The 26,498-nt window shown below is 70.5% G+C and carries 20 protein-coding genes; 7 read left to right on the top strand and 13 right to left on the bottom strand.

The features are described from left to right. Positions 1 to 92: 92 nt before the first annotated feature. From pepN (ACFC79_RS05720) to pepN (ACFC79_RS05705), 4 genes are all read right to left on the bottom strand, one after another. Complete coding sequence (gene pepN, locus ACFC79_RS05720) at positions 93 to 2,669, bottom strand: aminopeptidase N (RefSeq protein WP_376235619.1); 2,577 nt, start codon at positions 2,667 to 2,669, stop codon at positions 93 to 95. 152 nt (positions 2,670 to 2,821) lie between these two features. Next, the gene (locus tag ACFC79_RS05715; RefSeq protein ID WP_376235616.1) at positions 2,822 to 3,850 is read right to left on the bottom strand and encodes an aspartate-semialdehyde dehydrogenase; all 1,029 of its coding nucleotides are present in this window, start codon (positions 3,848 to 3,850) and stop codon (positions 2,822 to 2,824) included. A gap of 313 nt (positions 3,851 to 4,163) precedes the next feature. Next, positions 4,164 to 7,490, bottom strand: a complete 3,327-nt coding sequence (locus ACFC79_RS05710; protein ID WP_376235613.1) for a S8 family serine peptidase — start codon at positions 7,488 to 7,490, stop codon at positions 4,164 to 4,166. A gap of 558 nt (positions 7,491 to 8,048) precedes the next feature. Further along, positions 8,049 to 10,664 (bottom strand): aminopeptidase N, encoded by a 2,616-nt coding sequence (gene pepN / locus ACFC79_RS05705; protein ID WP_376235610.1) that lies wholly within the window; start codon positions 10,662 to 10,664, stop codon positions 8,049 to 8,051. Between the two features lie 146 nt (positions 10,665 to 10,810). On the opposite strand from pepN (ACFC79_RS05705), the gene ACFC79_RS05700 reads away from it, so the two are divergent. Next, a complete protein-coding gene (locus tag ACFC79_RS05700) occupies positions 10,811 to 11,461 on the top strand; it encodes a DsbA family protein (protein WP_376235609.1) in 651 nt (216 codons plus the stop codon). Positions 11,462 to 11,617: 156 nt separating this feature from the next. On the opposite strand, the gene ACFC79_RS05695 is transcribed toward ACFC79_RS05700, so the two are convergent. Continuing rightward, entirely contained in the window at positions 11,618 to 12,469 is an 852-nt protein-coding gene (locus ACFC79_RS05695; protein ID WP_376235832.1) for an NADP-dependent oxidoreductase, read from the bottom strand. Between the two features lie 247 nt (positions 12,470 to 12,716). After that, positions 12,717 to 13,934 carry an MFS transporter gene (locus ACFC79_RS05690; RefSeq protein ID WP_376235607.1) on the bottom strand — a complete coding sequence of 406 codons (1,218 nt, stop codon included), beginning with the start codon at positions 13,932 to 13,934 and terminating at the stop codon, positions 12,717 to 12,719. Between the two features lie 62 nt (positions 13,935 to 13,996). Here ACFC79_RS05690 and ACFC79_RS05685 point away from each other — a divergent pair, with 62 nt between their 5' ends. The 3 genes from ACFC79_RS05685 to ACFC79_RS05675 all read left to right on the top strand — a co-directional run bounded on the left by ACFC79_RS05685 (position 13,997) and on the right by ACFC79_RS05675 (position 16,308). Further along, complete coding sequence (locus ACFC79_RS05685) at positions 13,997 to 14,974, top strand: ArsR/SmtB family transcription factor (RefSeq protein ID WP_376235605.1); 978 nt, start codon at positions 13,997 to 13,999, stop codon at positions 14,972 to 14,974. Positions 14,975 to 15,121: 147 nt separating this feature from the next. Beyond that, positions 15,122 to 16,045 carry a hypothetical protein gene (locus ACFC79_RS05680; protein WP_376235603.1) on the top strand — a complete coding sequence of 308 codons (924 nt, stop codon included), beginning with the start codon at positions 15,122 to 15,124 and terminating at the stop codon, positions 16,043 to 16,045. Continuing rightward, positions 16,042 to 16,308 (top strand): Scr1 family TA system antitoxin-like transcriptional regulator, encoded by a 267-nt coding sequence (locus ACFC79_RS05675; RefSeq protein ID WP_376235601.1) that lies wholly within the window; start codon positions 16,042 to 16,044, stop codon positions 16,306 to 16,308. Before ACFC79_RS05680 ends, ACFC79_RS05675 begins: the two co-directional genes overlap by 4 nt. On the opposite strand, the gene ACFC79_RS05670 is transcribed toward ACFC79_RS05675, so the two are convergent. Both ACFC79_RS05670 and ACFC79_RS05665 read right to left on the bottom strand, forming a co-directional pair. Further along, positions 16,298 to 17,134, bottom strand: a complete 837-nt coding sequence (locus tag ACFC79_RS05670; RefSeq protein ID WP_376235600.1) for an MOSC domain-containing protein — start codon at positions 17,132 to 17,134, stop codon at positions 16,298 to 16,300. The two genes, ACFC79_RS05675 and ACFC79_RS05670, sit on opposite strands and share 11 nt — an antisense overlap. Then, complete coding sequence (locus ACFC79_RS05665; RefSeq protein WP_376235597.1) at positions 17,131 to 17,790, bottom strand: CatB-related O-acetyltransferase; 660 nt, start codon at positions 17,788 to 17,790, stop codon at positions 17,131 to 17,133. The genes ACFC79_RS05670 and ACFC79_RS05665 overlap by 4 nt, the downstream gene beginning before the upstream one ends. A gap of 102 nt (positions 17,791 to 17,892) precedes the next feature. Between ACFC79_RS05665 and ACFC79_RS05660 the strand changes: the two genes are divergently transcribed. Then, on the top strand, positions 17,893 to 18,561 hold the full coding sequence (locus ACFC79_RS05660; protein WP_376235595.1) for an O-methyltransferase: 669 nt from the start codon (positions 17,893 to 17,895) through the stop codon (positions 18,559 to 18,561). 38 nt (positions 18,562 to 18,599) lie between these two features. Here the strand turns inward: ACFC79_RS05660 and ACFC79_RS05655 are convergent, their stop codons facing one another. The 3 genes from ACFC79_RS05655 to ACFC79_RS05645 are packed head-to-tail and all read right to left on the bottom strand — an operon-like array spanning position 18,600 to position 21,019. Beyond that, on the bottom strand, positions 18,600 to 19,112 hold the full coding sequence (locus ACFC79_RS05655; protein WP_376235593.1) for a hypothetical protein: 513 nt from the start codon (positions 19,110 to 19,112) through the stop codon (positions 18,600 to 18,602). Further along, positions 19,109 to 20,548 carry a hypothetical protein gene (locus ACFC79_RS05650; RefSeq protein ID WP_376235590.1) on the bottom strand — a complete coding sequence of 480 codons (1,440 nt, stop codon included), beginning with the start codon at positions 20,546 to 20,548 and terminating at the stop codon, positions 19,109 to 19,111. The genes ACFC79_RS05655 and ACFC79_RS05650 overlap by 4 nt, the downstream gene beginning before the upstream one ends. Before the next feature lie 33 nt (positions 20,549 to 20,581). After that, positions 20,582 to 21,019: a hypothetical protein gene (locus tag ACFC79_RS05645; RefSeq protein ID WP_376235589.1), complete on the bottom strand. Its 438-nt coding sequence runs from the start codon at positions 21,017 to 21,019 to the stop codon at positions 20,582 to 20,584. Positions 21,020 to 21,459: 440 nt separating this feature from the next. Here ACFC79_RS05645 and ACFC79_RS05640 point away from each other — a divergent pair, with 440 nt between their 5' ends. After that, positions 21,460 to 22,338 carry an alpha/beta fold hydrolase gene (locus ACFC79_RS05640; RefSeq protein ID WP_376235586.1) on the top strand — a complete coding sequence of 293 codons (879 nt, stop codon included), beginning with the start codon at positions 21,460 to 21,462 and terminating at the stop codon, positions 22,336 to 22,338. 362 nt (positions 22,339 to 22,700) lie between these two features. Here the strand turns inward: ACFC79_RS05640 and ACFC79_RS05635 are convergent, their stop codons facing one another. Next, complete coding sequence (locus ACFC79_RS05635; RefSeq protein WP_376235583.1) at positions 22,701 to 23,342, bottom strand: superoxide dismutase; 642 nt, start codon at positions 23,340 to 23,342, stop codon at positions 22,701 to 22,703. A 702-nt stretch (positions 23,343 to 24,044) separates the two neighbouring features. Here ACFC79_RS05635 and ACFC79_RS05630 point away from each other — a divergent pair. Next, complete coding sequence (locus tag ACFC79_RS05630) at positions 24,045 to 24,704, top strand: histidine phosphatase family protein (RefSeq protein WP_376235580.1); 660 nt, start codon at positions 24,045 to 24,047, stop codon at positions 24,702 to 24,704. On the opposite strand, the gene ACFC79_RS05625 is transcribed toward ACFC79_RS05630, so the two are convergent. Next, a complete protein-coding gene (locus ACFC79_RS05625) occupies positions 24,694 to 26,160 on the bottom strand; it encodes an amino acid permease (RefSeq protein WP_376235578.1) in 1,467 nt (488 codons plus the stop codon). The genes ACFC79_RS05630 and ACFC79_RS05625 overlap by 11 nt on opposite strands. Positions 26,161 to 26,498 lie beyond the last annotated feature (338 nt).

Here is a 26,498-nt window from a genome sequence, read left to right as displayed (position 1 = left end):
CGGGTACGGCCGAGTTTTCCGCGGTCCCGCGAAACAGCGGCGCCCCCGGACCGTGCGAACGGTCCGGGGGCGCCCCCGTCATTTGGCAGCCGTCAGGCCGTGGCCGCCGCCGCGTCGGCGGCCTGGGCCTTCAGGGCGCGCTCCACGCCCGAACGGGATTCGGAGACCAGACGGCGCAGGGCGGCGTTCGGCTTCGCCGAGGCCAGCCAGGCGTCCGTGGCGTCCAGGGTCTCCGGCGAGACGTGGACGGCCGGGTAGAGGCCGACCGCGATCTGCTGCGCCATCTCGTGGCTGCGCGACTCCCAGACGCCCTTCACCGCCGCGAAGAACTTCTCCGTGTACGGGGCCAGCAGCTCGCGCTGGTCGGTCTGGACGAAGCCGACGATGACCGCCTCCTGGACGGCGTTCGGCAGCTTGTCGGACTCGACGACCGAGGCCCACGCCTCCGCCTTCGCCGCCTCGGTGGGGCGGGCCGCGCGGGCGGTCGCCGCGTGGCGCTCGCCCGCCGCCGTGCGGTCGCGCGCGTACTCGCCGGCGATCTCGTCCTCCTCGAACACGCCGGTCGCGGCGAGCCGTTCGACGAACGCCCAGCGCAGCTCCGTGTCGACGGCGAGGCCCTCGATGGTCTCCTTGCCGGCGAGCAGCGACTCCAGCAGGTCCAGCTGCTGCGGGGTGCGGGCCGTCGCCGCGAAGGCGCGGGCCCAGGCCAGCTGGTGGTCGCTGCCCGGCTCCGCCGCGCGCAGGTGCGCGAGCGTCGCCTCGGTCCACTGGGTCAGCCCGGCCTCGCGCCACTCCGGCGCCGCGTACTGGTCCAGGGCGAGCTTCACCTGGCGGTGCAGCGACTGGACGACGCCGATGTCCGACTCCTTGCCGATGCCGGAGAGCACCAGCGAGAGGTAGTCGCGGGTCGCCAGTTCGCCGTCGCGGGTCATGTCCCACGCGGAGGCCCAGCACAGGGCGCGGGGGAGCGACTCGGTGAAGTCGCCGAGGTGCTCGGTGACGACGCGCAGCGACTCCTCGTCGAGCCGGACCTTCGCGTACGAGAGGTCGTCGTCGTTGAGCAGGATCACGGCCGGGCGGGCGGTGCCGGCCGGGAACGGGACCTCGGTGCGTTCGCCGTCGACGTCCAGCTCGATCCGGTTCGTGCGGACCAGCTTGCCGGAGCCGTCGAGGTCGTAGCAGCCGATCGCGATCCGGTGCGGACGCAGCGTCGGCTCGCCCTTCGCACCCGCGGGCAGGGCGGGCGCCTCCTGGAGGACCGCGAACGAGGTGACGTTCCCGTTCTCGTCCGTGGTGATCTCCGGACGCAGGATGTTGATGCCCGCAGTCTCCAGCCACGCCTTCGACCAGGTCCTCAGGTCGCGGCCGGAGGTCTCCTCCAGCGCTCCCAGCAGGTCGGACAGCCGGGTGTTGCCGAACGCGTGCGCCTTGAAGTACGCCTGGACGCCCTTGAAGAACTCGTCCATGCCGACGTACGCCACCAGCTGCTTCAGGACCGAGGCGCCCTTGGCGTAGGTGATGCCGTCGAAGTTGACCAGCACGTCGTCCAGGTCACGGATGTCCGCCATGATCGGGTGCGTGGAGGGCAGCTGGTCCTGGCGGTAGGCCCAGGTCTTCATGGAGTTGGCGAACGTGGTCCAGGAGTGCGGCCACTTCGAGCCCTCCGCGTACGCCTGGCAGGCGATCGACGTGTACGTGGCGAACGACTCGTTCAGCCACAGGTCGTTCCACCACTCCATCGTGACGAGGTCGCCGAACCACATGTGGGCCAGCTCGTGCAGGATGGTCTCGGCCCGCGTCTCATACGCGGCGTCCGTCACCTTCGAGCGGAAGACGTACTGGTCGCGGATGGTGACCGCGCCCGCGTTCTCCATCGCGCCCGCGTTGAACTCCGGGACGAAGAGCTGGTCGTACTTGGCGAACGGGTAGGCGTAGTCGAACTTCTCCTGGAACCAGTCGAAGCCCTGCCGGGTCACGTCGAAGATGGCGTCCGCGTCCAGGAACTCGGCGAGCGACGGGCGGCAGTAGATGCCGAGCGGGACGGTCCGGCCGTCCTTCTCGTAGCTGCTGTGCACCGCGTGGTACGGGCCGATGATCAGGGCGGTGATGTACGTCGAGATGCGCGGGGTCGGCTCGAAGGACCAGACGTCGTCGCGCGGCTCGGGCGTCGGCGAGTTCGAGATGACCGTCCAGCCCTCCGGGGCCTTCACGGTGAACTGGAACGTCGCCTTCAGGTCGGGCTGCTCGAAGCTGGCGAAGACGCGCCGGGCGTCCGGCACCTCGAACTGGGTGTACAGGTACGCCTGCTGGTCGACCGGGTCGACGAAGCGGTGCAGGCCCTCGCCGGTGTTCGTGTACGCGCAGTCGGCGACGACCTTCAGCTCGTTGGAGCCGGCGACGAGGCCCGGCAGCGCGATGCGCGAGTCGCGGAACACGGCGGCGACGTCCAGCGCCGTGCCGTTCAGCTCGACCTCGTGCACGGCCGGGGCGACCAGGTCGATGAAGGTCTCCGCACCGGCTTCGGCGGAGTCGAAGCGCACGGTGGTCACGGACCGGTAGGTGCCGCCCTCCTGCGCTCCCGAGAGGTCGAGATCGATCTCGTACGCGTCCACGGTCAGCAGGCGCGCCCGCTCCTGTGCCTCTTCGCGGGTCAGATTCGTGCCAGGCACGCGGTCATCTCCTTGGTATGCGACGTTTTCGGTCATCCTTCCACGTCGGCCCCCGGAGCGAGGCGGCCGGAGCCGTCCTGTCGCCGGCGCGCGGAAGGGGCGGTGGCCGCGGTGGATGTCCGCGGCGACCGCCCCTTCCGTACGCGCAGGTATCAGCCGTTCAGCTCGGCCGCGACCAGCTCCGCGATCTGTACCGCGTTCAGCGCGGCGCCCTTGCGGAGGTTGTCGTTGGAGACGAAGAGCGCGAGGCCGTTGTCCACGGTCTCGTCGACCCGGATGCGGCCGACGAACGAGGCGTCCTTGCCGGCCGCCTGGAGCGGGGTGGGGATCTCGGAGATCTCGACGCCCGGGGCGTCCTTCAGCAGCTCGTAGGCGCGCTCGACGCCGATCGGGCGGGCGAAGCGCGCGTTGACCTGGAGCGAGTGGCCGGAGAAGACCGGCACCCGGACGCAGGTGCCGGACACCTTCAGCTCCGGGATCTCCAGGATCTTGCGGGACTCGTTGCGGAGCTTCTGCTCCTCGTCGGTCTCGAAGGAGCCGTCGTCGACGATCGAGCCGGCCAGCGGCAGCACGTTGAAGGCGATCGGGCGCTTGTAGACGCCGGGCTCGGGGAAGTCGACGGCCCCGCCGTCGTGGGTGAGCCGGTCGGCCTCGGCGACGACCTTGGACGTCTGGCCGTGCAGCTCGGCGACGCCGGCCAGCCCCGACCCGGACACCGCCTGGTAGGTGGCGACGGTCAGTGCCTGGAGCCCGGCCTCGTCGTGCAGCGGGCGCAGCACGGGCATGGCGGCCATCGTGGTGCAGTTCGGGTTGGCGATGATGCCCTTGGGACGGTTCGCGATCGCGTGCGGGTTGACCTCGGAGACCACCAGCGGGACCTCGGGGTCCCTGCGCCAGGCGGAGGAGTTGTCGATCACGACGGCGCCCTGCGCGGCGACCTTCTCGGCAAGCGCCTTCGAGGTCGCGCCACCCGCCGAGAACAGCACGATGTCCAGTCCGGTGTAGTCGGCCGTCGAGGCGTCCTCGACGGTGATCTCCCGGCCCTCCCACTCGATGGTGGAGCCCGCGGAGCGTGCGGAGGCGAACAGCCGCAGCTCGTCGGCCGGGAACTTCCGCTCGGCCAGGATCCTGCGCATGACTGTGCCGACCTGACCGGTGGCGCCGACGATTCCGACCTTCACAGGAACTCCTTCGAGCGTACGAGCTGGCGCGGTTGCCGTTCCATGATGCGTATGTCCACGGCTTCCTTGTCCAATCCATTGTCCGCTCTGCGGACAGCGCCCGCCCGGACGGCCGCCCGCGGCCCGTACCGCGCACGGCGGGCGTGCCCCGGGCAGCCCGGTCCGGGGCGCATGGCAGTGGGGCGGGAGCTCTGACGAGCCCCCGCCCCACTGTCGTACGGATCACACGCCGCGGGCGGTGCGGGCGGGCGGTGCGGTCACCGCGCGGTGCACGCGCCCACGGAGCGGTTCGTTGCCGCGTGACCCGCTCGTTCTACTGCGTGACCTTCTCGATCACGACGCTGCCGGTGCCGGCCGCGGTCCCGCGGCCGTTCACCAGGTGCACCTCGCCGAAGAACTGCCGGCCCTCGGGGGCCGCCCCGGCGACCGCGACCTCGGCGGTGATCTGGGCCGAGGCGCCGTTGGCCAGGTTCACGGCCTTCGACTCGTCGACCTTGATCGTGCCGAGCGACGGCGCGTAGTACACGTCGCGGTAGTCGTACGTGGTGGTCCCGGCCGGGACGTCGTAGGCGTCGATGACGACGGTGTACGTGCCGGCGGCGGGCTTCACCAGGCTGACCGACTCCTCGGACCCGGCCGTCGTCGACTTGCCGACCTGGGTGGTGCCCTTGAAGATGTACAGGTCCAGGTCCGCGTTGGCGTCCGAGGTGCCGCCGATGGCGACGTCCAGCTTCTCGACGCCCTCGCCGATGGTGACCGTGTACTCCTGCTCGTCACCCGTCTTGACCGACGGCTTGTCGACCTTGGCCGAGCCCAGCGAGCCGCCCTTGAGCGAGCCCGCCAGGTCACCGGCCTCGTTGGTGGCCTTCCAGGTCACCGAGGCGGGGGTGCCGACCTTCGCCTCGGCGATGGTCTGCACCGCCGGGTCGAAGGTCGCGCCGAGCAGCGAGACGTCCAGCTTGTACGGGTTGTCCAGCAGCGGCGACGTGCGGCGGGCCTCGACCTCGATCTCCCAGACGCCCGGCTGCGGGTCCTTGTAGGAGCGCACGTCGGGGCGGCAGGTGTTGGCCGGGTTCTCGTAGTTCGGGTAGCAGAAGATCGTGGAGCTGTCCTCCATCTGCACCCCGTACGGGTGGATCGAGATGAAGCGGGTCTGGCTGCCCGAGCGCAGCGCGCCGAGGGAGACCTCAAGGGTCTTGGCGCCCTCCGGGACGGTCAGGAAGTACGAGTCGCTGCTGTTGCGCTGCACCGAGCCGGACGCCTTGAACGCGTAGGCGGGCTTCACCAGGTCGGTGGAGACGACGACCGTGGTGAGGATCTGCTGGTCCACACCGGCGGTCCTGCTGTCGTCCACCTCCAGGATCGCGCTGTGCACGCCCGTGCTGCCCGGTTCGGCCTGCACCTTGACGGTGACCGGCACGTCGAGCGGCAGGGCGACCGTGGACGATCCGACCAGCTTGAAGGTGCCGTCGTTGTTCTTCCACGACAGCTTGTGCTTGACGGCGTCGTCCGGGCCCGTGGTGCGGGTGATCGTGACGTCGTACGTCTTCTTCTGGCCGACCTTGAGACCGCCCTCGCGGTCGTACAGGCCGGTGCCGAAGCCGGGGGTCTTCAGCGCGAAGTCGATGGCGGTGTCGACCGGGGCCTTCACCGTGTACTCGTGCGCCGGGGTGCCCTGCTTCTTGATCAGCTTCCAGGCGTCGACGATGTTGATCAGACCGGCGCCCTGGGCGTGCGCGGGCACGTCCTTGATGTGGCCGGCGGTGCTGGTCAGCGCGGTGCGCAGATCGGCGGGCGGCAGCTCGATGTTCTTCTGCTTCGCGGCCGACAGCAGCAGCGCGGTCGCGCCCGCGGCCTGCGGCGATGCCATCGAGGTGCCCTGGAGCATGGAGTAACCGGCCGGCAGGTTGTAGCCCGCCTCCTTGACCGGGCCGCCCGGCAGCCAGGTCTGGGTGGTGTTGATCGCGGCACCCGGGGCCGTCAGGGTCGGCGTGAAGCCGCCGTCCTCACGCGGACCGCGCGAGGAGAACGGCATCATGTCGTACTTCTTGGTGACGTTCGACCCGTAGTTGGCGGCCCAGGTCTCCTTGGAGATGGACGCGCCGACGGAGATGACGTGGTCGGCGAGGCCGGGGTCACCGATGGTGTTCACGCCCGGGCCGTCGTTGCCGGCCGAGATGACCAGCTGGACGCCGTAGATGTCGATGAGGCGCTTGTAGAGCTCCGCGCGGGCGTTGTTGCCGTCGTTCAGCGGCGGCAGGCCGCCGATCGACATGTTGACGACGTCGACGCCGCGGTTCACCACGAGGTCGATCATGCCCTCGGTGAGCGCGATGTTGGTGCAGCCGCCGTCCCAGGTGCAGGCACGCGAGGAGACGATCTTCGCACCGGGCGCGGCGCCGTTCATCGCGCCGCCGAACAGGCCGTTCGCCGCGGTGATGCCCGCGACGTGGGTGCCGTGCTCGCTCTCGATGACGCCGATGTTGACGAAGTCGGCCTTGTCGCCCGCCGCGTTGTAGACGACGTTCTTGCGCGACTCGACGGTGAACGGGACGCGCTCGACGACATCGGTCCGCGGGTCGTCCTTGCCGAAGTAGGAGACCTGGTGCTTCTCCTTGTACGGCTTCAGGGCGGTGTCGTTGGTGAAGTCGGCGTCGTCGTTCAGGTCGACGCGCACGGTGCCGGTGACCGGGTCGTAGAGCACGGCCCACACGTCGGTGGTGTCGCCGTCGCGGTTCAGGTCGCCCGCCATGTCGCCGCCCTTGGTGGCGGCCTCGGCGAACAGCTTGATCCGGAAGTCGCCCTTGGGCGCCTTGTAGGTGCGGCCCTGGTACGTGAACGTCGGGCCGGACACGGCGTCCGTCATCCGCAGCCAGGTGCCGTCGCCGTCGCTGACCGGGTCGGTGGCGGTCACCCAGTCGACGATCTTGCGCTCGCCCGTGGTGGTCTTCTGCAGCGCCGGGTGGCCGAGGTCGACACCCGAGTCGAGGATGCCGATGGTCACGCCGCGGCCGTCGGCCTTCGGGTTCTGCTTGACGAAGTCGACGGCGCCCGTCTCGAACGACGGGTTGTACGGGTTCTTCGCCGGGGTCTTCTTGCCCGGCGCCGGGTACGTGCCCGTCGACTTGGCCTTGACCTTGTTCCCGGTGGCGCGGTCGCCCGCGGGCGTCGGGTCGTCCAGCTTGATCTCCTGCTTGAGATCGATGCCGTGGACGGAGGACAGCTTGGAGGCCGCCTTGATGGTCGCGTCGGCGGTCGCGGTCGGCACGGTCGCCCGCACGTAACCGAGCTTGTCGTACGCGCGGCCCATCACGGAGCCCTCGACGGCGTTCAGCTGCTTGCTGACCTGGGCGGTCGCGCCGGGAGCGGTGGCGACCATCATCGTGATGTTCTTCTCGCCCTTGGCCTTGGCCTTCGCCAGTACCTCGGCGTCGTGCGCACCGAGCTTGTCGGGCGAGGCGCCCTTGGCGGAGGTGCCCTCGGCGGCGGCCTTGAGCGGGCTGGGCGCGGGGTTGTCGACGGCGAAGACGGGGGCCGCGCTGGTGGCGGCCAGCGCGGCCACCAGGCCGGCGGCGGCCGCGACGCGGGCCGCGCGTCTCGCCCCGGGTATGAGACTGGAGGACTCGGAGGTCATCAGCATCCCTGCATGTGAAAGAGACAGTCCGGAATTCGGTACCGGATGACCGCTCACCCTTTCGCAAATGACAGGGGTTTGTGGAGAGTTGTGGGGGGCGAGATGTGTACATGGCAGAATCCCGCCACCGAGGACGATGCGTCATCAGGGACGAAGCGGTGGATACGTGGCTGCTGTGACAGGTTTTCCGCAGGGACGTTCTCGGCGAACCGGCATGCATCCGGCGGGTCCCGCGCGAAACGGCCTTTCCGTCGACCGGTGCTGGATGCGGCGTGATCGAGCCATGAACGACCGGCCGTTCCGGTCCGCCCGTGCGATGCGATGCGATGCCGATGGTCGGTTCGGGTCCGTATATGCGATGCCGTACGCGCTGTGCCATAGGCACGATGCCGTACGTGCGATGCCGTGCGCGCCACGCCCGTCCCACGCTCGTCCCGCGACCGGCCTGCGCGGTTCCGCGACCGGAAAAGGGCCGCCACGGTGGAAACATCCACCGGGGCGGCCCTGCGCCCCCGCCCGCCCGGTCGGAGGCCGGAGCCGGGCGGGCGGGCGGGGGCGGTCGCGTCAGATCCCGGTCGGCGCGGTCGTGCCCGCGTCGCACGCCTGGGCGCGCAGCGCCCGCGCCAGGTCGTCCCGCGACTCCAGCACCAGCCTGCGCAGCGCCGGCGCGGCCTCCGGGCGCGCGGTCAGCCACGCGTCCGTCGCCGCCAGCGTCGACGGGTCGTCCTGGAGCGAGGGGTAGAGCCCCCGCACCACGACCACCCCGATCTGGATCGACCGCTCGGCCCACACCCGCTCGATCGCGGCGAAGTACTTCTCGGTGTACGGAGCCAGCAACTCCCGCTGCGACGGCTGCACGAGACCCGTGATCGTGGCCTCCACCAGCGCGTTGGACAGCGCGTCCGACTCCACGACGTCCGCCCAGCCGCGCGCCTTGACCTCGGCCGAGGGCCGCGAGGCAAGGCACCGCACGTGGTGCCGCTCGCCGGACGCCGTGTCGTCGCGGGCCAGTTCGGCGTCGAGCACCGCCTCGTCGACCGCTCCGTGCGCAGCCAGCGGCGACAGGAAAGCCCACCGCAGCTCCTGGTCGACGTCGAGCCCGTCGATCCCGGCCGAGCCGTCGAGCAGCCCCTTCAACAGCTGGAAGTCGGTGTCCGCGTCGGCGACCGACGCGAAGAACCGCGCCCAGGCGAGCTGGTGCTCGCTGCCCGGCTCGGCGACCCGCAGCTCCCGCAGCGCGCCCTCGGCCAGTGCCCGGCCGCCCTCCTCGCGCCACCGCGGCTCCGCGTACTGGGTGAGCGAGGTCCGGGTCCAGACGTGCAGCATCTGGAGGACGCCGATGTCGGACTCGCGGCCGGAGAAGGCGAGCACCAGGGAGACGAAGTCCCGGGCCGGCATCAGCCCGTCACGCGTCATGTTCCACAGCGCCGACCAGCACAGCGCCCGCGCCAGCGGATCGGTCAGGTCGCCGAGGTGCTCCCGCAGCGTGGCCAGCGACACCTCGTCGAAGCGGACCTTGCAGTAGGTGAGGTCGTCGTCGTTGACCAGGATCAGCTCGGGGCGCTCCGCCCCGGCCAGCTCCCCGACCACGGTGCGCGGGCCCGCCACGTCCACCTCGGCGCGGGCGTACCGCACCAGCTCGCCGTCCGCGGTCCGCCGGTACAGGCCGACCGCGACCCGGTGCGGGCGCAGCTCCGGGTGGGACTCGGCCGCCTCCTGGAGTACCGCCAGCTCCGTGATCCGGCCCGCCGCATCGTATGTCGCCACCGGTGTCAGCGAGTTGACGCCCGCCGTCTGGAGCCACGACTTCGCCCAGGCCGTCATGTCGCGTCCGGAGGTCTCGGCAAGCACGGAGAGCAGGTCGTCCAGCCGGGTGTTGCCGTAGGCGTGCTTCTTGAAGTAGCGCCGGGCGCCCTCCAGGAACGCCTCCCGCCCCACGTACGCCACCAGTTGCTTCAGCACCGAGGCGCCCTTGGCGTACGTGATGCCGTCGAAGTTGAGCTTGGCGTCCTCCAGGTCGTGGATGTCGGCCGTGATCGGGTGGGTGGACGGCAGCTGGTCGGCACGGTACGCCCACGACTTGCGGTTGTTGGCGAAGGTGATCCAGCCGTCCTCGAAACGGGTCGCCCCGACCATCGCGAAGATGCCCATGAAGTCGGCGAACGACTCCTTCAGCCACAGGTCGTCCCACCACTGCATGGTGACCAGGTCGCCGAACCACATGTGCGCCATCTCGTGCAGGATGACGTTGGCCCGGTCCTCGTACGCCGCCTGGGTCACCTTCCCGCGGAAGATGTACTCCTCGCGGAACGTGACACAGCCCGGGTTCTCCATCGCGCCGAGGTTGTACTCGGGCACGAACGCCTGGTCGTACTTCCCGAACGGGTACGGGTAGTCGAAGTTGTCGTGGAAGAAGTCCAGGCCCTGCTTGGTGATCAGGAAGACGTCGTCCGCGTCGAAGTGACGGGCGAGCCCCTTGCGGCACATCGCGCCGAGCGGGATCTCCAGCGTCGTGCCGTCGTCGAACGTACGGCTGTAGGAGTCGGTGACGCAGTGGTACGGACCGGCGACGACCGCGGTGATGTACGTCGAGATCGGCTTCGTCTCGGCGAACCGCCACACCCCGCCGTTCCGCGACTCCTCGGCCCCGTTGCTCCAAACCGTCCAGTCCTCGGGCGCCGTCACCTCGAAGCGGAACGGAGCCTTCAGGTCGGGCTGTTCGAAGTTCGCGAAGACCCGGCGCGCGTCGGCCGGCTCGTACTGGGTGTAGAGGTAGACCTCGCCGTCCTCCGGGTCGACGAAGCGGTGCATGCCCTCGCCGGTCCGGCTGTACGCGCACTGCGCGTCGACCACCAGGACGTTCCCGCCCTCCGGCAGGTCGTCCAGCGCCACCCGCGTCCCGTCGAAGACGGTGGCGGGGTCGAGTGCCCGGCCGTTCAGCGTCACGGCGTTCACGCCCGGGGCCACGAGGTCGGCGAAGGTCGACGCGCCCGCCCGCGCGGTGCGGAACCGGATGGTGGTCACCGAGCGGAAGGTCAGCGGGCCGGAGGAGGTGCCGTCACCGTCCCCGTCGGACGGGCCGACGGCCGACCGCAGATCGAGAGCGACCTCGTAACCTTCGACGCTCAGCAGCTCGGCCCGCTCGCGGGCCTCGTCGCGGGACAGGTTCTCACCGGGCACCGGCACACTCCTTTGTGTCACGTTCCTTTGTGCACGTTCGAATACTTTGATCCTCCCATGCCGTCACCCGGCCGGGCATACGGGAATGGCCGGTGCACCCGAAGGCGTTCTCGCGCACAGGTGTGCACGCCCTCACGAGGAGAAACATGTCCGAGAACACCACGGTGACCGGCAGGACCCCCGTCGACTTCTGGTTCGACCCCCTCTGCCCCTGGGCGTGGATGACCTCCCGCTGGATGCTGGAGGTGGAGAAGGTCCGCGACGTCGAGGTCCGCTGGCACGTGATGAGCCTCGCGGTCCTCAACGAGGACAGGCTCGACGAGCTGCCCGAGGAGTACCGGGACATGCTGGAGAACCAGGCGTGGGGCCCCGTCCGCGTGGTCGTCGCGGCCCGGCAGAAGCACGGGGACGACATCGTCGGCCCCCTCTACACCGCGCTCGGCACCCGCTTCCACAACCAGGGGGAGGGCGCCACCCGCGAGGCGATCGCGGGTGCGCTCGAAGAGGTCGGCCTGCCCGCCGACCTGATCGAGTACATGGACTCCGACGCCTACGACGCCGAGCTGCGCGCCTCCCACAAGGAGGGCATCGACAAGGTCGGCCAGGACGTCGGCACCCCGGTCATCGCCGTCCCCGGCGCCGACGGCGAGCAGATCGCCTTCTTCGGCCCGGTCGTGACCCCCGCCCCGAAGGGCGAGGAGGCGGCGAAGCTGTGGGACGGCACGCTGCTGGTGGCGTCGATCCCCGGCTTCTACGAGATCAAGCGGACCCGGACGCAGGGCCCGGTCTTCGACTGACGCGGACGGCGGCGCGGGGCGGGCGGCGGGCCCGCGCAGGGGCGAGTTCCACGGCTCCTGAGCGGGAACCGGGCCCTTCCCACGCGCAGGGGCCCTCCTGCGCGAAGGGCGCCTGCGCGGATCCGGGCAGGGGCACCCGCCCCGCTCCCCGGGGCGTCAGTCCGGCACGACGACCAGCTTGCCGCGCACATGACCGCCCTCGCTCCGCCGGTGCGCGTCGGCGGCCCGCGCCAGCGGGTACGTCTCCGCCACCGACAGGGTGAGTTCGCCGTTCACGACCAGCGCGGCAGCCTGCTCCAGCCGCTCACGCACGGTGTCCGCCCCGGCGAACACGAAACGCACCGCGTGGTCCGCCGCCCGGTGGTCGGCGATCGTCACGACGCGCCCCGGCCCGCCCGCCACCTCGACGAGGTCCGGCAGCGAACCCTTCCCGGCGGCGTCGAGTGCCGCGTCCACGCCGTTCGGGGCGACGGCGCGGATCCGCTCGGCGAGTCCTTCGCCGTACGTCACGGGTTCGGCGCCGAGCGAGCGCAGATACGCGTGGTTGCGCTCGCTCGCCGTACCGATCACGGTGGCGCCGAGCTGTCCGGCGATCTGCACGGCGACGGACCCGACACCGCCCGCGGCCCCGTCCACGACCAGGGTCTCCCCGGCCCTCACCCCGAGATCGCCGAGCGCCTGGTACGCCGTGTCGACGGCCACCGGCAGCCCGGCCGCCACCTCCCAGGGCACGTTGCCGGGCCTTCGCGCCAGCCGCGCCGCGGGAGCCAGCGCGTACTGCGCATAGCCGCCGGAACCGATCGAGCCGAAGACCTCGTCCCCCGCCTCGAAGTCGGCAACGTCCTCGCCGACCGCGACGACGACCCCGGCGACGTCGCCACCGGGCACGGACGGGAACGCCACCGGCATCATCGCCGCGACGGCCCCGCTGCGCAGCTGCCAGTCCAGCGGATTCACCCCGGCGGCCCGGACCTCGATCAGGACCTCCCCGCGCCCCGGGCGCGGCATCTCGCGGTCCACCAGGTGCAGGACCTCGGGCCCGCCGTACTCCGTGAACTGCACTGCGCGATACGTCTCTAACACGTCTGTCCTCTGTCCTCTTGTCCTCTGTCTGCTTCGCAGATCCGTGGTGTCCCGGCCTGCCCGCTTCCCGCCGATGCCGGGCCGGGCGAACGGGCGCACGTCAACGTCCCGGGGAGCAACGGGGAGCCTGTCCCTCTTGCTCCCAGGACGTTAACGGGGGCGGGACCGCCGGTCACCCGGATTCGCTCCCGACCGTTCCCGGTGTCCGGCGGCCCGCCGGGACATCCACCGCCCTCGCCCGCCGTTCCGCCCCTGCCAGGGTCAGGGTGACCACGACGGACGCCCCCGCCATCACGGACATCGCCGTCCCGGGCGAGGTCCACTGGGCGACGGCCCCGGCGAGCGAGGCCGCGACGCCCTGGAGGGTGACCATGCCCGAGGAGTGCAGCCCGAGCGCCTGACCGGTCATCTCGTCCGGGGTCAGGGCCATCAACCGCTCCTGGAGCAGCAGGCTCGCCGCGAACCCGACCGAGGCGAGCAGGGCCAGGGCGAGCGCGAGCGGCACCGCCGGACGTGCGGCGAACAGCAGGTACGGAGCGGCCAGGAGCAGCAGCAGCGGCGTGGCCGCCCGGACCCGCAGGCGCGGAGCGGCGAACCGCCCCACCGCCGTGTCCCCGACGAGCATTCCCAGCGCGGCGGAGGCGAAGAGGAGCCCGGCACGGTCGGGGGCGTACGGGACGAACAGCGACTCGCAGCCGACGACCAGCCCGTTCGGCACCCAGAGCGAGAGGTAGATCCGGCGGCGCGGCCCCGAGGACCACAGCACGGAGTTGATCCGCCACGTCTCGGCGACCGACGGCCGACCGGCGGCCCGCGGGGCCCGCCGCGCCAGCCCGAACCGGGCGACGGCCGCCCCGGTCAGATACAGGGCGGCGGCCACCAGCAGCGTCCCGCGCGCGGACAACGCCACCACCAGCAGCCCGCCGACCGCGTATCCGCCGATCTGCATCAGGCCGGCGCACATGTTCAGCACCGAACGCCCCAGCAGATAACCGTCCTTGGGCAGTACCTCGTTGAGCAGGCCGTACCGCACCCCGCCGCCCACCGCGGCGATCACCCCCTGGGCCAGGACGATCGCGAAGACGACCGGCAGCGGCAGCCCGGGGACGGCGAGCACTGCGGTCGCCAGCCCGAAGGCGAGCGCCATCCCGCTCATCGCGGCCCGCGGCGGCAGCCGGTCCGCCGCCGACATGAGCACGGTCGCGCCGATCACCTGGGCGAGCGAGGAGCCGAACATGGACAGGGCGGCGAGCAACGGCGAATCGGTCGCCGCGTAGACGAGGGTGCCGAGGGCCAGCCCGCTCGTGGTCTGTCCGGCGACATGGGTGGCGGTGGTCGCGAAGAGCGGCCGGAACTGCGGAGTCCGCAGGAGTTCTCGGTAGGTGCGCATGCGGGGGAGTCTCGGCAGCGGTCCGCACGGGCCGTTACTGTTTCGCGCGGAGGCGAAACGTCATGGGCCTGTGGCAGATCAACACGGACACCCTCGCCGGAAGCCGGTTCGTCGTCTCGCCACTCGCCGAGACCGTCGCCGCCGTGCAGATCCTGGAGCGGGGGAGCGCCCACCACCCCGGCGAACGGTCCTGGCTCGACACCCACCTGCCCGCCTACCGCGCCCGGCAGGCCGCCGACCCGGTGGCCGCCCTGCTCATACCGGTGGCGCTCTGCGGCACCTGGAACGCGGACTTCATCACCCCCACCCCCACGGGCGAGGGCACGCCGAGCTTCGAGGAGGAGCTCGCGCCCGTACGCGCCACCGCACCCGGGCGGGCCCGGTCCGACCTGCTGGTGTCCCTCGGCGGCCGGCCCCTCCCGCCGCTCCTGGACCGTGACGACCTGGCCCGGTCCGCCGCCGACGTCCTGCACTGGGTGTGGCGGCACACGCTCCTGCCGGACTGGCGACGCCGCCGCCGGATCATCGAGGCGGACATCGTCGCCCGGACCGGGCAGCTGAGCCGGGACGGATGGGCCGCCGCCCTCGACGGCCTGCGCCCGGGGATGCGGTGGCTCGGCGACAGCCGACTCCGGATCAACGCGCACGACTACCCGCCCAAGCACCTGTCCGGGGTGCGGCTCCTCTTCGTTCCCGTCACCCTGCGCGCGGGCTGGGTGTCCTGGGACGACGACGCCCTGCGGTACGCGGTCGTCTACCCGTGCTCGGGCGCCCTCGCCGACGCGGACCGGGAGCGCGTGCCGGACGCGCTGGGACGTCTGCTCGGCCCCGCGCGGGCGGCGGTGCTGCTGCTGCTCGCCCAGCCCAAGAGCACCACTCACCTGGTGGCGCTGACCGGACAGGGACTCGGCTCGGTGGGCCGTCACCTCAGGGTTCTGCTGGACTCCGGCCTGGTCGACCGGCGCCGGGCCGGGCGGTCGGTGCTGTACTTCCGTACGGACGTGGGCGACGCCCTGGTGGGGGCACGGCGGGACGCGTGAGGGGGATGGGGTCGGGGCTGTCCGAGGCGGGAAATAGGCTGCGGCCGGAGCAGCGGAACAACTGCGTTGACAAGCAACCGAGTTGTCCCGTCCGCTTACCGAAAAGGCGATATGGCGGAACGTCGACACAGCGCATCGGGAGGGGTCATGACTGATCGGGACAGAGGAAGCGGCGAAGGCCGCCGACCGGTGGACGAGGCCGATCTGGGCGGGGTCCTCGTCCGCTACCGGGAACGTCCGACGATGGGCAAGCTCGCCCTGACCGTCGTCCCGGTGGCCGCGTTCTGGCTGTTCATCGACATACCCGAGGCCACGCACGGCGTCGGACACCTCATATTCGATGCCGTCTGCGCCCTGTTGTTCGTCTGGGGGGTGTTCGCACTCACCCGTTCCTTCGCCTCCTGGCTCGTCCTGCACGAGGACGGAATCGCCTACCGCGGCCGGAGCAGGGTGCGGTGGGCGCTCCGCTGGGAGGACATCCACGATGTGACCCTGACCCGCCACGTCACCCACCTGGGATCGACCGCCGCACGGCCGGTGTCGGACCGGATCGAGGCCCGGATCGAGATGGCTCCCGGCTCGGACTTCCACCTCCTGTCCGGCAATTACTTCCTGACCGACACCGGCGGCAACTTCCTCCGCACGCTCCTGCGCTCCCCGGGCACGCTGACGCCGATGTTCGGCGGGATCATCGACCGTGTCGTGGAGGCGAGGGTGGGCAAGATCGTGCGCGAGCTGGCCGAGGGCGGCGACGTCCGGTACGGCTCCTTCGAGATCGGTGCCACGTACCTGTACGTCCACGGCGCCGCCGACGAGATCCCCTGGGACGAGGTCACCCGGCTGGTGGTGGACGACCACCAGGTAGCCATCACCATTCCCCACCTGCGGCGCCGCATGGAGGGCCTGAAGCTCAAGGCGGACGGCCGCCGGGAGAACTACCGGGTCAGCGGGGACAACACGCTGTACATCGAGGCCAAGAGGATGAGCGAGTGCCGGCGGGCCATCATCTGGTCGGTCATGTCCCACATCGGGGATTCCCTGCAACCCGACAAGAACGCGGACCTGTGGTGACGACGCCCCCGGTCGCTCTCCGCACGGGACGCGCGCACCGCTCGGTCACGACCGATCACGTCAGGGCGCTGCTCGGCGCGGGCCCGAAGGCGCGTTCCCTTCAGGCAATTGACGAGAGGGTGGCGATCCGCCAGGTGCGCAGGAAGGCGATCGAGGAGCAGGGCGCGCGGTTCGCGGCGGTCATCCGGGAGCCCGCGCTCACGGCTCCGATGCCCTCCGGGGCGTTCGTCGGCGGTGTGAAGGCCGGGGCGTTCACGGGCTGAGCCATTCCGCGATCTCGACCGCGTCCCCGACCTTGATCACGCCCTCGCACACCACCGCGTTCTTCGCGCCGAAGCTGACCCTGTTGCCGTACTCCGGCTCGCGGCGGTACGTCGACAGGGTACGGATCGGTTCCGGGCCCACGCGTTCGCCGGTGGTCTGGTCGACCATGGGTACGGCGCACCGCGTGGCCCGTACGGAGTGGGCGAGTTCCACCGTGCCGAGGAGCATCCGGCGGGCCCGGTCCTCGAAGTGTGGTTCGTCGCCGCCGGTCAGGACGATGTTGGCGCGGAAGCGGTTCATCGGAACGGGGGCCGCGCCCCGGGCGGCGATACGGGCGTTGAGGTCGTCCAGGGAGGCCGTCGAGGCGACCAGGACCGCGTGCGCGTCGGCGAAGTTGAGCTTGCCGGGGGTGTCGCCCCAGCCGTCCCGGTCGAATCCGGGCACCACGCGCACCAGACGGGACTTCGCGCCGAGTGCGTCGGAGAACCATTCCGCGGCCTCGTCGCCCTGGTCGGCGGCCGCACCGAGCGGGCGGTCGAACATGCTGACCTCGCGGCGCGGGCCGTCCCGGACCACGTCCAGCCGCAGCGGCTCGACGCCCTCGGCCGCCAGGGACAACACCGCGCCGCCGTCCAGGACTTCGACCCGGACCGCGGCCATCGCGGGGTGGGTGCGCTGGCTGCGGAACGCCCCGTCGTCCGCGTTCACCACCATGAACGTGCGGTCGTGTTCGAGGCCGGTCCCGAGGACCCGGGCGGAGTCGACCGGTATCCCGGCGCAGCCCTTCACCGGGTAGTGGACGAGTTCACGAACGGTGATGGTCACGGTGTCCCTTCCGGGGCGGCCGCTTCGAGCGCGTCGACGCTGCCGGACATGATGGTGCGGATGTGACGGGTGAGGTGGTCGAGAGGCCAGTCCCACCAGGCGACGGCGAGCAGTCGGGCGACGGTCCGTTCGTCGTGCCGGGTGCGGATCAGCCGGGCCGGGTTCCCGCCGACGATGCCGTAGTCGGGCACGTCCGAGGTGACGACGGAGCCCGCGCCGATGATCGCGCCGTGCCCGATCCGCACACCCGGCATCACCATGGAGCCGTACCCGAACCAGACGTCGTTGCCGACGACGGTGTCACCGCGACCGGGCAGCCCGGTCAGCAGGTCGAAGTGCTCCGACCAGGAACCGCCCATGGACGGGAACGGGAAGGTGGACGGGCCGTCCATCCGGTGGTTGGCGCCGTTCATGATGAACCGCACCCCGGTGCCCAGCGCGCAGAACTTCCCGATGACGAGCCTCTCGGGACCGTAGTGGTACAGCACGTTGCGGGTCTCGAACGCCGTCGCGTCGTCCGGGTCGTCGTAGTACGAGAAGTCCCCTACCTCGATCAGCTCGGACTTCACCAGGGGCTTCAGCAGTACGACCCGCGGCTGCCCGGGCATCGGGTGCAGCACGGTGGGATCGGCCGGCGGGGCGGGCGGGGAGTTCATGGAACTCATCATCGCACCCGCCTCGCATGAGATAAGTTCCTTTTAGGAACTCGTGGCATCCGGAGCGGCGCCCGAGCGGGCGTACGAAGAGGGGAAGCACGCATGACGGCGGAGCGGTGGACCGAGGTCGACGACTACTTCAACGGACTGCTGGTGGGATCCGACGAGGCCCTCGACGCGGCCGTCGCGGCCGGCGACGAGGCCGGACTTCCCGCCATCCAGGTCGCCGCCAACCAGGGGAAGCTGCTCCATCTGCTGACCCGGCTCCAGGGTGCGCGCACCGTGCTGGAGATCGGCACCCTGGGCGGCTACAGCACCATCTGGCTGGCGCGCGCACTGCCCGAGGGCGGCAGGGTCGTCACCCTGGAGGCCGACCCGGCGTACGCGGAGGTCGCACGGGCCAACATCGAGCGTGCCGGACTCGCGCACGTCGTCGACATCCGGGTCGGCCGGGCCCTCGACACGCTCCCGGAGCTCGCGGCGGAGGGGCACGGGCCGTTCGACGTGGTGTTCATCGACGCCGACAAGCCGAGCAACCCCGACTACCTCGCCTGGTCGCTGAAGCTCACCCGGTCCGGCAGCCTGATCATCGCCGACAACGTCGTGCGCGACGGCGAGGTGGTCGACGGCGACAGCGACGACCCGAAGGTGCAGGGCGTGCGCAGGTTCACCGAACTCGTCTCAGCCGAACCGACGTTGACGGCCACCGCGCTCCAGACGGTCGGCAGCAAGGGCTACGACGGGCTGATGATGGCCCTGGTCACCGGCTGACGTCGGGGCGCGGACCCGTAGTGCGTGCGGGAGTGCGGTCAGAACGCGCGCAGGTACACCCGGGCCCGGTCGGATTCGAGGTTTTCGACGTAGATCTCGATCCAGGCGACGTTGCGCCTTCGGTTGTCTTCGGCGCATGGAGGGCAGACGCCGGCATGCAAAGCGCCTTTCAGTGTTTCCGGCTCAGTAAGGCCGAGGTGCCTGAAGTGCTCGGATTGCGGTAGTGGGTTTACTTTCCATGGTTCCGGCGGGTTCGGGGACCGCAGGTCCTGCGCGGCGCGCGTTGCGGTGGTTTTGTCGGTGCGGAAGGAGAGGATGTAGTTGTCCTCCCGGGGGTTGACCTGGACGGCACCTCGTACCTCCGTGGCCCCTTCAGGGATCTTCACCTTCATGAACGCTGCAGCTTCGGTGGCTCCGGCGCCCTTTTTCCAGTACGGATAGGTGCTTCGGTGGACGGTGGGGGATGAGCTGTTGGCGGAGCAGGAGGTGAGGAGAGCGGTGGAAATCAGTACGGCGATCAGGATGCCAAATGTTCTGCGTCGTTTGTTCATCGGTTTCCCTCGTCGCCTCGCGAGACGTCTCCGCGACTTCCGGCCCGGCCCGGGACGTCGGGTTTCATGGCGGGGTATGTGTCGCTGCTCAGGTCATGGGTGAATGTCGCGCTACTGCCGCGCATGTCGAACTCCTGGGCGATGCCGACGGTGTGGAGGTGGCCCATGTCCTTGTCTTCGATGACGATTCCTCCGGGAAAATCTGTGGACTTCCCCTTGTCCCAGTTGTAGCGGTCCCAAACGTTCACCTGATATTCGAGGGAAACCGTGGGCCTTCCGTCGTCGCCAGGTTCGACCGTCACCATTCCCGAGATGTTCTGCTCGTGCGACCCGACAGCGTGGAACCAGCTGGCGTCGGTGAAAGTTCCACCGGAATGTACGGTCTCCACCGGCATGGAGATCAGCTTGTCACCCCCGGCCTTCTCGAACTCTTTAAGTGCTTTCCTGTTCCACTCATCCCGATATTCGGCGATGTGCATGCGTTCTGCGTTGGACCGGAACGAGGCGTCGTCGTGCAGCATGCTGTTCACGTCGAGTTCGAGCGGCTCGCCGGTGCCGCCCAAATAATGCATCATGTTGCGGGACGCCTGGTTTTCCCCGGCGAAATCACCGGCCGCTGCGATACCGATGGCCCAGGCGTGGTACTTCAGGTCCCGTGCTGTCGGTTTTTCCACGCCGAACGGCCCCGACCCGGGGTCCGGGGCATGCCATTGGTACTGGGGATCCATGATTCCTGCCGCACGTAGCTCGTCGCCCCGTTCCTGGAGCAGGATGCCGCGGGTCACCGGGTCCAGGTCGCGCCACCACTTGGCCACATCCTTGCGGGCCTTGGGCATGTGGGCGGCCTTTCCGGTCTCCTGCAGGGAGGGGTAGGGGCCGGCCGTGGCCTTCCGGTTGAAACCGTTGAGAGTGCCGTCCATGAGGTCGGAGTCGAGAACTGCGGCATCCAGGGCGAGACGGATGCCGTCGTCGGCTTCGGAGACCGCCTTCACGGCTTGCGCGAGCCTCTGCGCCCACTCGTCCGCTGCGGTGCGGGCGCTTTCCTGGAAGGACGGGTCATGGACGTACGCCATGCGCTCGCTCTGCGTGAGACGTGTGGAGTCGAAGGCGACGACGCCGCTGTCCGAGACGCGCATTCCTGCTCCTGTGGCGTCGTCGCGTACCGCCTCGACCCGTTTCCGGAGGTCGGTGAGTTCCGCGTGCGCGTCACGCAGGATTTCGGCGATTGCCTTCGCCTCCTGGTGCGCCCCCCGGATCTCCTTGAGGGTGACGGTGAATCTGCCGTTGGCTGCCTGTGCGCTCAGGCCCACCCAGGAATCGTCGATCGAGATGCCGTGGACATCCCGTTCGTACTGGTCCGCGAGTTTCTTGAACTTGGCTGCTGTTTCCTTCCACTTGACGGCTCCGGTGGAGAGTTCGGACAGATCTGCACTCATCACTTCGTGGTACGTCGGCACAACTCCCCCTGCTCAGACGCCGTGGATCCGGGACTGCCGGGTCAGTTGTGCGGCGATGCCGAGGTCGTTGCTCCGGAATCCCGCGCCGGTCTCGCTCAGCAGCGCCTTCTCGGAAGCCAGGCGGCCGAGCAGCATCTTGACCTGGCTCTCCCAGGTCTTGTGCGCTCTTTTCAGCGCGCCGGACGTGTCCCAGCCGTAACCGTCCTTCGGCCCGAACTCCTTGACGGTGGTGTTCATCTGCTCGGCCGCGTGCCTGCCGTCCCGTGCCACACCGGGTTCCAGATCCTGCCCGATCGCCTTCGCCGCGGCCTTCTTCGCTGCCGGGCAGGAGGCCAGGTCCGGGGCGTTGACACCTCCTCCCGCGGCCGGGGCAAGTTGGTTCAGTTGCGTCGACGTGGCCTGCCGCGTGGACGCGTCGGCCTTGATCCGCTCCCACTCGTCCCATGTCATGCGTTCCCCCCCGTCGCCTGCCTGCCGAGCAGCCTAAAGGCTGCCCCGGCGGGCATCCGACGACAGCAGCGGTATCTCGCCGTGTCGCCGGACCGTCCGTATACGGGGGCGTATGCGGGGGACATGTGAGGGCGACCCTCCGCCTCGCGACGCACCGGATTCGGCACCGTGCGCCGGCCCATCACGGATGCCGGGACAGCCCCTGAACCGAATCCGGCGGACGGCAAGCCGGTCTCAGGGGTCGGGCATGGAGTTCATGAAGATGCGGACACTCTCCACGAAGGCGCGAGGTGGGACGTGGGGACTTTTCGCCGCGCGCCGGGCTCTTCGTGGCGCCCTTGGGCAGCCATCCGGCCTCTGGGCCGTCCGAAGTTGTTCGTTCCGGCGTCTGCCGGAAAGTCGTTCGACGCCGCCGCGCGGACCGGTGCATGATCGGATCCATGGATTTGCGCGTGAACGACCCGGTTCGTATCGGTACGGAAGAGTTTGCGGGAGGGCGGCTGCTGGGCTGGGCCGAGTGGGGTCCGCAGGACGGGGTGCCGGTGCTGCTGTCGCCGGGGGCCGCCACCAGTCGGCACCTCGGATTCGGTGACGGTGTCGTGGACGGGTTCGGCGTCCGGCTGATCTCCTTCGACCGACCCGGCCTCGGGGCCTCCTCGCCGCTGCCGGGCCGTACCTTCGGCGACTTCGTCGAGGACATCCGCGCGTTCTCCGCCCGGCGCGGACTGGACCGGCCGCTGATGGTCGGCAACTCGCAGGGGGCGCCCTTCGCCCTGGCCTGCGCCGCCGCCGGGGTGGTCGGCGCACTCGCGGTGGTCTCCGGGGCGGACGAGGTCGCCGAGCCGCGTTTCTCCGACGCGCTCCCGGACGACCTGCGGGGCCTTGTCGACCTCGCGGTGTCCGACCCGGCCGCCGCCGAGAAGGTCTTCGCCGGATTCACCGCGCAGGCCATGTGGGACATGGTCATGTCCCACAGCCCCGCGTGCGATCTCGCCGTCTACCAGCGGCCGGACTTCGCCTCGGCCTACCGCCGCGCCCTGGACGAGGCATTCGCGCAGGGGGCCGCCGCAGGCTATGCCCGGGACACCGCGCTGGCCATGGGCCGGTGGGACATCGCCCTGTCGGACATCGCCGTACCCGTCGACCTCTGGTACGGGGAGAAGGACACCAGTCACTCGCCCGACCTGGGCGCCGGTCTCACTGCGCGCATCCCGGGCGCGGTCCGGCACCTGGTGCCGGACGCGGGCGGGTCGGTGCTCTGGACGCATGCCGACCAGGTGCTGAGGACTCTGCTGGAACACGCCCCCAGCCGGGCCTGAGCCCTCATCGGCCGCACGGATCGGTCACGTGCCGAGCCCGCCCGTCGCACCGTGCCCGCCGAGCCGTGCCCGTCGTGTCGTGCCGTGCCCGTCGTGTCGTGCCCGTCGTGTTGTGCTCGTCGTGTTGTGCTCGTCGTGTCGTGCTTGTCGTGTCGCGCGCCGTGCCCGTCGCGCCGAGCCCGCCTCTCGTGTCGTGCCGAGCCCGGTCCGGTCCGTCGCGCGGCGGTCGCCCCGTCGCGCGACGGCACCACGACAAGAAGAACCCCCGCCAGTCACGTCCTGGCGGGGGTTCTCCCTTCATCCGCCTGCCCGGTGAAGGTTGAGAAGACGATCACGAGGCAGGACGTTCACGCGCCTCCCGGTCAGGGGGCGAGCAGCAGCACGTCGGCGCGCTCCTTGGCGGCCGCGTAGCGCTTCGCCACGTCCTGCCAGTTGACGACCGCCCACATGGCGTCGATGAAGTCGACCTTCTGGTTCTTGTACTGGAGGTAGAAGGCGTGCTCCCAGGCGTCGAAGACCAGGATCGGGGTGGAGCCCTGGCCGACGTTGCCCTGGTGGTCGTAGACCTGCTCGACGATCAGCTTGCCGCTGACCGGTTCGTACGCCAGGACGCCCCAGCCGGAACCCTGCGTGGTGGCGGCGGCCTTCGTCAGCTGGGCCTTGAAACCGGCGAAGGAGCCGAACGACTCCGTGATCGCGTCCGCGAGATCGCCGACGCCGTCCGCCGCGAGCGGCTCGCCGCCGCCGTCACCGGTCATGTTGTGCCAGTAGATCGAGTGCAGGATGTGGCCGGAGAGGTGGAACGCCAGGTTCTTCTGGAGCCCGTTGATCGCCCCCCAGGCGCCCTTGTCGCGCGCCTCCTCCAACTGTTCCAGGGTGTCGTTCGCGCCCTTCACGTACGCGGCGTGGTGCTTGTCGTGGTGGAGCTCGATGATCTGCGGATTGATGACCGGTTCGAGCGCCGCGTAGTCGTACGGGAGTTCCGGAAGCGTGTACGTGGCCATGGTTCGAACCCTCCAGCTGCTGCCCTGTTGTTATTGCAATCAATATGCAAGAGCAGGCTAGCAGCAGGGGTGATCGATGGTGATCAGTCATTCGTCTTAGGCCCGGCCTCGTGTCGGTGCGCCCGGAAGCGGGGCGGAAGTCGAAGCCGGATGGGGGTGCGCGGCGCAGATCGCCGCCGACACGCCCATGGTGGGCGACCGGAACTCGCCGCTCGGCACGACGCCGGTCCGGAAGCGGGTTGCCTCGTCGCCGGTGGCGGACCGGGCCGGGGCCGTTCACGGCCGCCGGGCCCCGGACGGCCGCCGGATGCCCGGCGGCGTGTCGGGGGAGGGCGGCGTGTCGGGGGTGGGTGGCGTGTCGGGGGTGGGTGGCGGCGCGCTGATCGCCGTCCTTCCCGGCGCGGAGCCGGCCCTGCCGGACGCCCCGGCCCGCGGGCGCGAACCGGCGCGGGGGTGTGGCGTACCCCTCGCCGGGACGGGCACCCGCTTCCCCCTCGTCGCGCCCCGGGGCCACCGGCTTCCTGTCCGGCGAGCCCGCCGACGGGGCCGGGCGCCGGACGGCCCTGCCGACCGGCACGGGCAGACTGGAACGCGACTGCCTGGATTACCTCGACCTGCTCGGCGTCCGGACGGACGGCAGGCTGACCTTCACCGGGCGTGCGGTCCGCAGTCCGCCCGCGCCCGCATCCGAACGGAGACGTCATGACCCGGAGCCCGGCCCTGCTGCTGCTCGTCCGCCACGGGCAGACCGTCTGGCACGCGGAGAAACGCTACGCCGGGATCAGCGACATCGCGCTCACCGACGAGGGGCGCCGCCAGGCCAGGCAACTGGGCGAGTGGGCGGCCCGGCACCCGGTCGACGCGATCTGGACGTCGCCGCTCGGCCGTGCGATCGAGACGGCCGAACCGGCCTGCCGGGCCCTCGGTCTCGTTCCCCGGCGCGAACCCGACCTGCGGGAATGCGATTTCGGCGCGGTGGAGGGGCGCACCTTCGCGGAGTTCGCGGCCGAGCAGCCGGAGCGGGCCGAGGCATACCGCGCCGACCCGGTGGTCCACCCCTTCCCCGGGGCCGAGGACCCCAGGACGGCGGCGGCCCGGGGGACGATGGCGCTGCGTCGGATCGCGGACGGCCACCCGGGGCAGCGGGTCCTCGTCGTCGCCCACAACAGCCTGCTGCGCCTGGTGCTCTGCGAGTTGCTGTCGATTCCGCTGGGCTCCTACCGCCGGGTGTTCCCGAAGCTGCGGAACACTGCGGTCAGCGAGCTGCGGATCGGGGAGCGGGGCGGCGAACTGCTCTCGCTCAACATGCCGTGCGTCCCCGATCCCTCCCGCGCCGCCGGAGGTTTCGCCCTCAGTCCCTGACGGGCGCCCGGCGCCGCTGCCGCACGACACCGACGACGGTCAGCACGGCGGTCATGACACCGGTCGCCACCAACTGGTCGCGGGTGTCGGGCTGGAACAGCATCAGGACGAAGATCCCGCCCATCGCCAGCATCGCCAGTACCGTCAGGTACGGGAAGAGCCACATCCGCACGACGAGCTTCTCCGGTGCCTCGCGCCGCAGCCTGCCGCGCAGGATCAGCTGGGAGACGGCGATGAAGATCCAGACGACGAGGATCACCGCGCCGATCATGTTGAGCAGCCACGGGAAGACGTCGTTCGGGCGCCAGTAGCTGAGCAGCACGCACACGAAGCCGAACACGGACGAGACCAGGACGGCCGTGCGCGGGACACCGGAGGAGATCCGGCCCAGGCGCCGCGGCCCCTGCCCCCGGGAGACCAGCGAACAGGCCATGCGCGAGGCGCCGTAGATGTTGGCGTTCATCGCGGACAGCAGGGCGATCAGGATGACCACGTTCATGATCTGCGCGGCACCGCCGATCCCGAGACCGTCCAGGGCCGCGTAGAACGGGCCGACGTCCACGACCTTCGGGTCGTCCCACGGCACCAGCGTCACCACGACGGCCATCGAGCCGACATAGAACAGCGCGATCCGCCACATCGCCGTGCGCACCGCCCCGGCGACACCCCGCACCGGATTCTCCGACTCGGCGGCGGCGATCGTGACGGTCTCCAGACCGCCGTACGCGAAGACCGAGGCGAGCAGTCCGATCACCAGGCCCTCGCCGCCGTTCGGCAGGAAGCCGCCCTCCCCGTTCAGATGGGTGAGGCCGGGGGCGTCCGTGCCCGGAAGCACCCCGAGGATCGCCAGCACGCCCAGGACCAGGAACAGGGTGATCGCCGCGACCTTGAGCGCGGCGAACCAGAACTCGAACTCGCCGAACTTCGTCACCGACGCCAGGTTCGTGCCCAGGAAGACCACCATGAACAGCGCGACCCAGGCCCACTCCGGCGTGCCGGGCAGCCACCCGGTGACGATCTTCGCCGCGCCGATGCCCTCCAGCCCGACGGCGACGCAGAGCAGCACCCAGAACGCCCAGCCCGCGGTGAACCCCGCCCACGGCCCTATCGCCCGTTCCGCGTGGACGGAGAAGGATCCGGACGCCGGATTCGCGGCCGACATCTCGCCGAGCATCCGCATCACGAGCATGACCAGCAGCCCGGAGACGGCGTACGCGACGACGATCGAGGGACCGGCGGCGGCGATGCCCGCGCCGGAGCCGACGAAGAGCCCGGCGCCGATGACGCCGCCGAGGGCGATCATCGAGAGATGGCGCTGCTTGAGCCCGTGGGTGAGGGCCGAGTCGGCACCGGAGGCCGGGCCGGTGGCGGGTGGGCCGGGCGGTGCGACGGCCGCGGATTCGGTTGCGGAGTCGGCCGCGGAGTCGGCGGGGGGAGACGCGGGGGTCCGGGACATGGGCGAACTCTGTTCGGTAGGGGAGGCGTGGGGGAGGGCCTGCGCGGACAGTCTGAGCAGGCACGCCGTTCGCGGGGAACCACTGTCCGCTATACGGGCACGATGCTCACACAAGGTGTACATCCGGGTACATGACGACGCCGCAGGATGTCCTCCCTGGGCCCGGACGGTGAATTTGGCAGGACCCTACAGTCCCTCCGGTCCGTGCGCTGTGAGTAAAGCGCTGGTCGAACCGCCCTCGCCACCGTGACAAGCATCACGCCACTGCATGATTGCCCGACGGTCTTTGTTCGGACCCCACCAACGCTCCGGCCGCCGCTTTGTCAGCCGCTGACGGT

Origin of the sequence: Streptomyces sp. NPDC056061 (assembly GCF_042266885.1) — a bacterium.
Lineage (GTDB): Bacteria > Actinomycetota > Actinomycetes > Streptomycetales > Streptomycetaceae > Streptomyces.
This window is presented reverse-complemented; position numbering and strand designations above follow the sequence as displayed.

Coding starts and splice junctions, on each gene's coding strand:
- ACFC79_RS05625 (WP_376235578.1), bottom strand. CDS start 26,160: ATGTCCCGGACCCCCGCGTCTCCCCCCGCCGACTCCGCGGCCGACTCC.
- ACFC79_RS05645 (WP_376235589.1), bottom strand. CDS start 21,019: ATGACATGGGACGAGTGGGAGCGGATCAAGGCCGACGCGTCCACGCGG.
- ACFC79_RS05690 (WP_376235607.1), bottom strand. CDS start 13,934: ATGCGCACCTACCGAGAACTCCTGCGGACTCCGCAGTTCCGGCCGCTC.
- ACFC79_RS05630 (WP_376235580.1), top strand. CDS start 24,045: ATGACCCGGAGCCCGGCCCTGCTGCTGCTCGTCCGCCACGGGCAGACC.
- ACFC79_RS05655 (WP_376235593.1), bottom strand. CDS start 19,112: ATGAACAAACGACGCAGAACATTTGGCATCCTGATCGCCGTACTGATT.
- ACFC79_RS05710 (WP_376235613.1), bottom strand. CDS start 7,490: ATGCTGATGACCTCCGAGTCCTCCAGTCTCATACCCGGGGCGAGACGC.
- ACFC79_RS05700 (WP_376235609.1), top strand. CDS start 10,811: ATGTCCGAGAACACCACGGTGACCGGCAGGACCCCCGTCGACTTCTGG.
- ACFC79_RS05640 (WP_376235586.1), top strand. CDS start 21,460: ATGGATTTGCGCGTGAACGACCCGGTTCGTATCGGTACGGAAGAGTTT.
- ACFC79_RS05665 (WP_376235597.1), bottom strand. CDS start 17,790: ATGAACTCCCCGCCCGCCCCGCCGGCCGATCCCACCGTGCTGCACCCG.
- ACFC79_RS05635 (WP_376235583.1), bottom strand. CDS start 23,342: ATGGCCACGTACACGCTTCCGGAACTCCCGTACGACTACGCGGCGCTC.
- ACFC79_RS05685 (WP_376235605.1), top strand. CDS start 13,997: ATGGGCCTGTGGCAGATCAACACGGACACCCTCGCCGGAAGCCGGTTC.
- ACFC79_RS05680 (WP_376235603.1), top strand. CDS start 15,122: ATGACTGATCGGGACAGAGGAAGCGGCGAAGGCCGCCGACCGGTGGAC.
- ACFC79_RS05660 (WP_376235595.1), top strand. CDS start 17,893: ATGACGGCGGAGCGGTGGACCGAGGTCGACGACTACTTCAACGGACTG.
- ACFC79_RS05650 (WP_376235590.1), bottom strand. CDS start 20,548: ATGAGTGCAGATCTGTCCGAACTCTCCACCGGAGCCGTCAAGTGGAAG.
- ACFC79_RS05695 (WP_376235832.1), bottom strand. CDS start 12,469: ATGCCGCGCCCGGGGCGCGGGGAGGTCCTGATCGAGGTCCGGGCCGCC.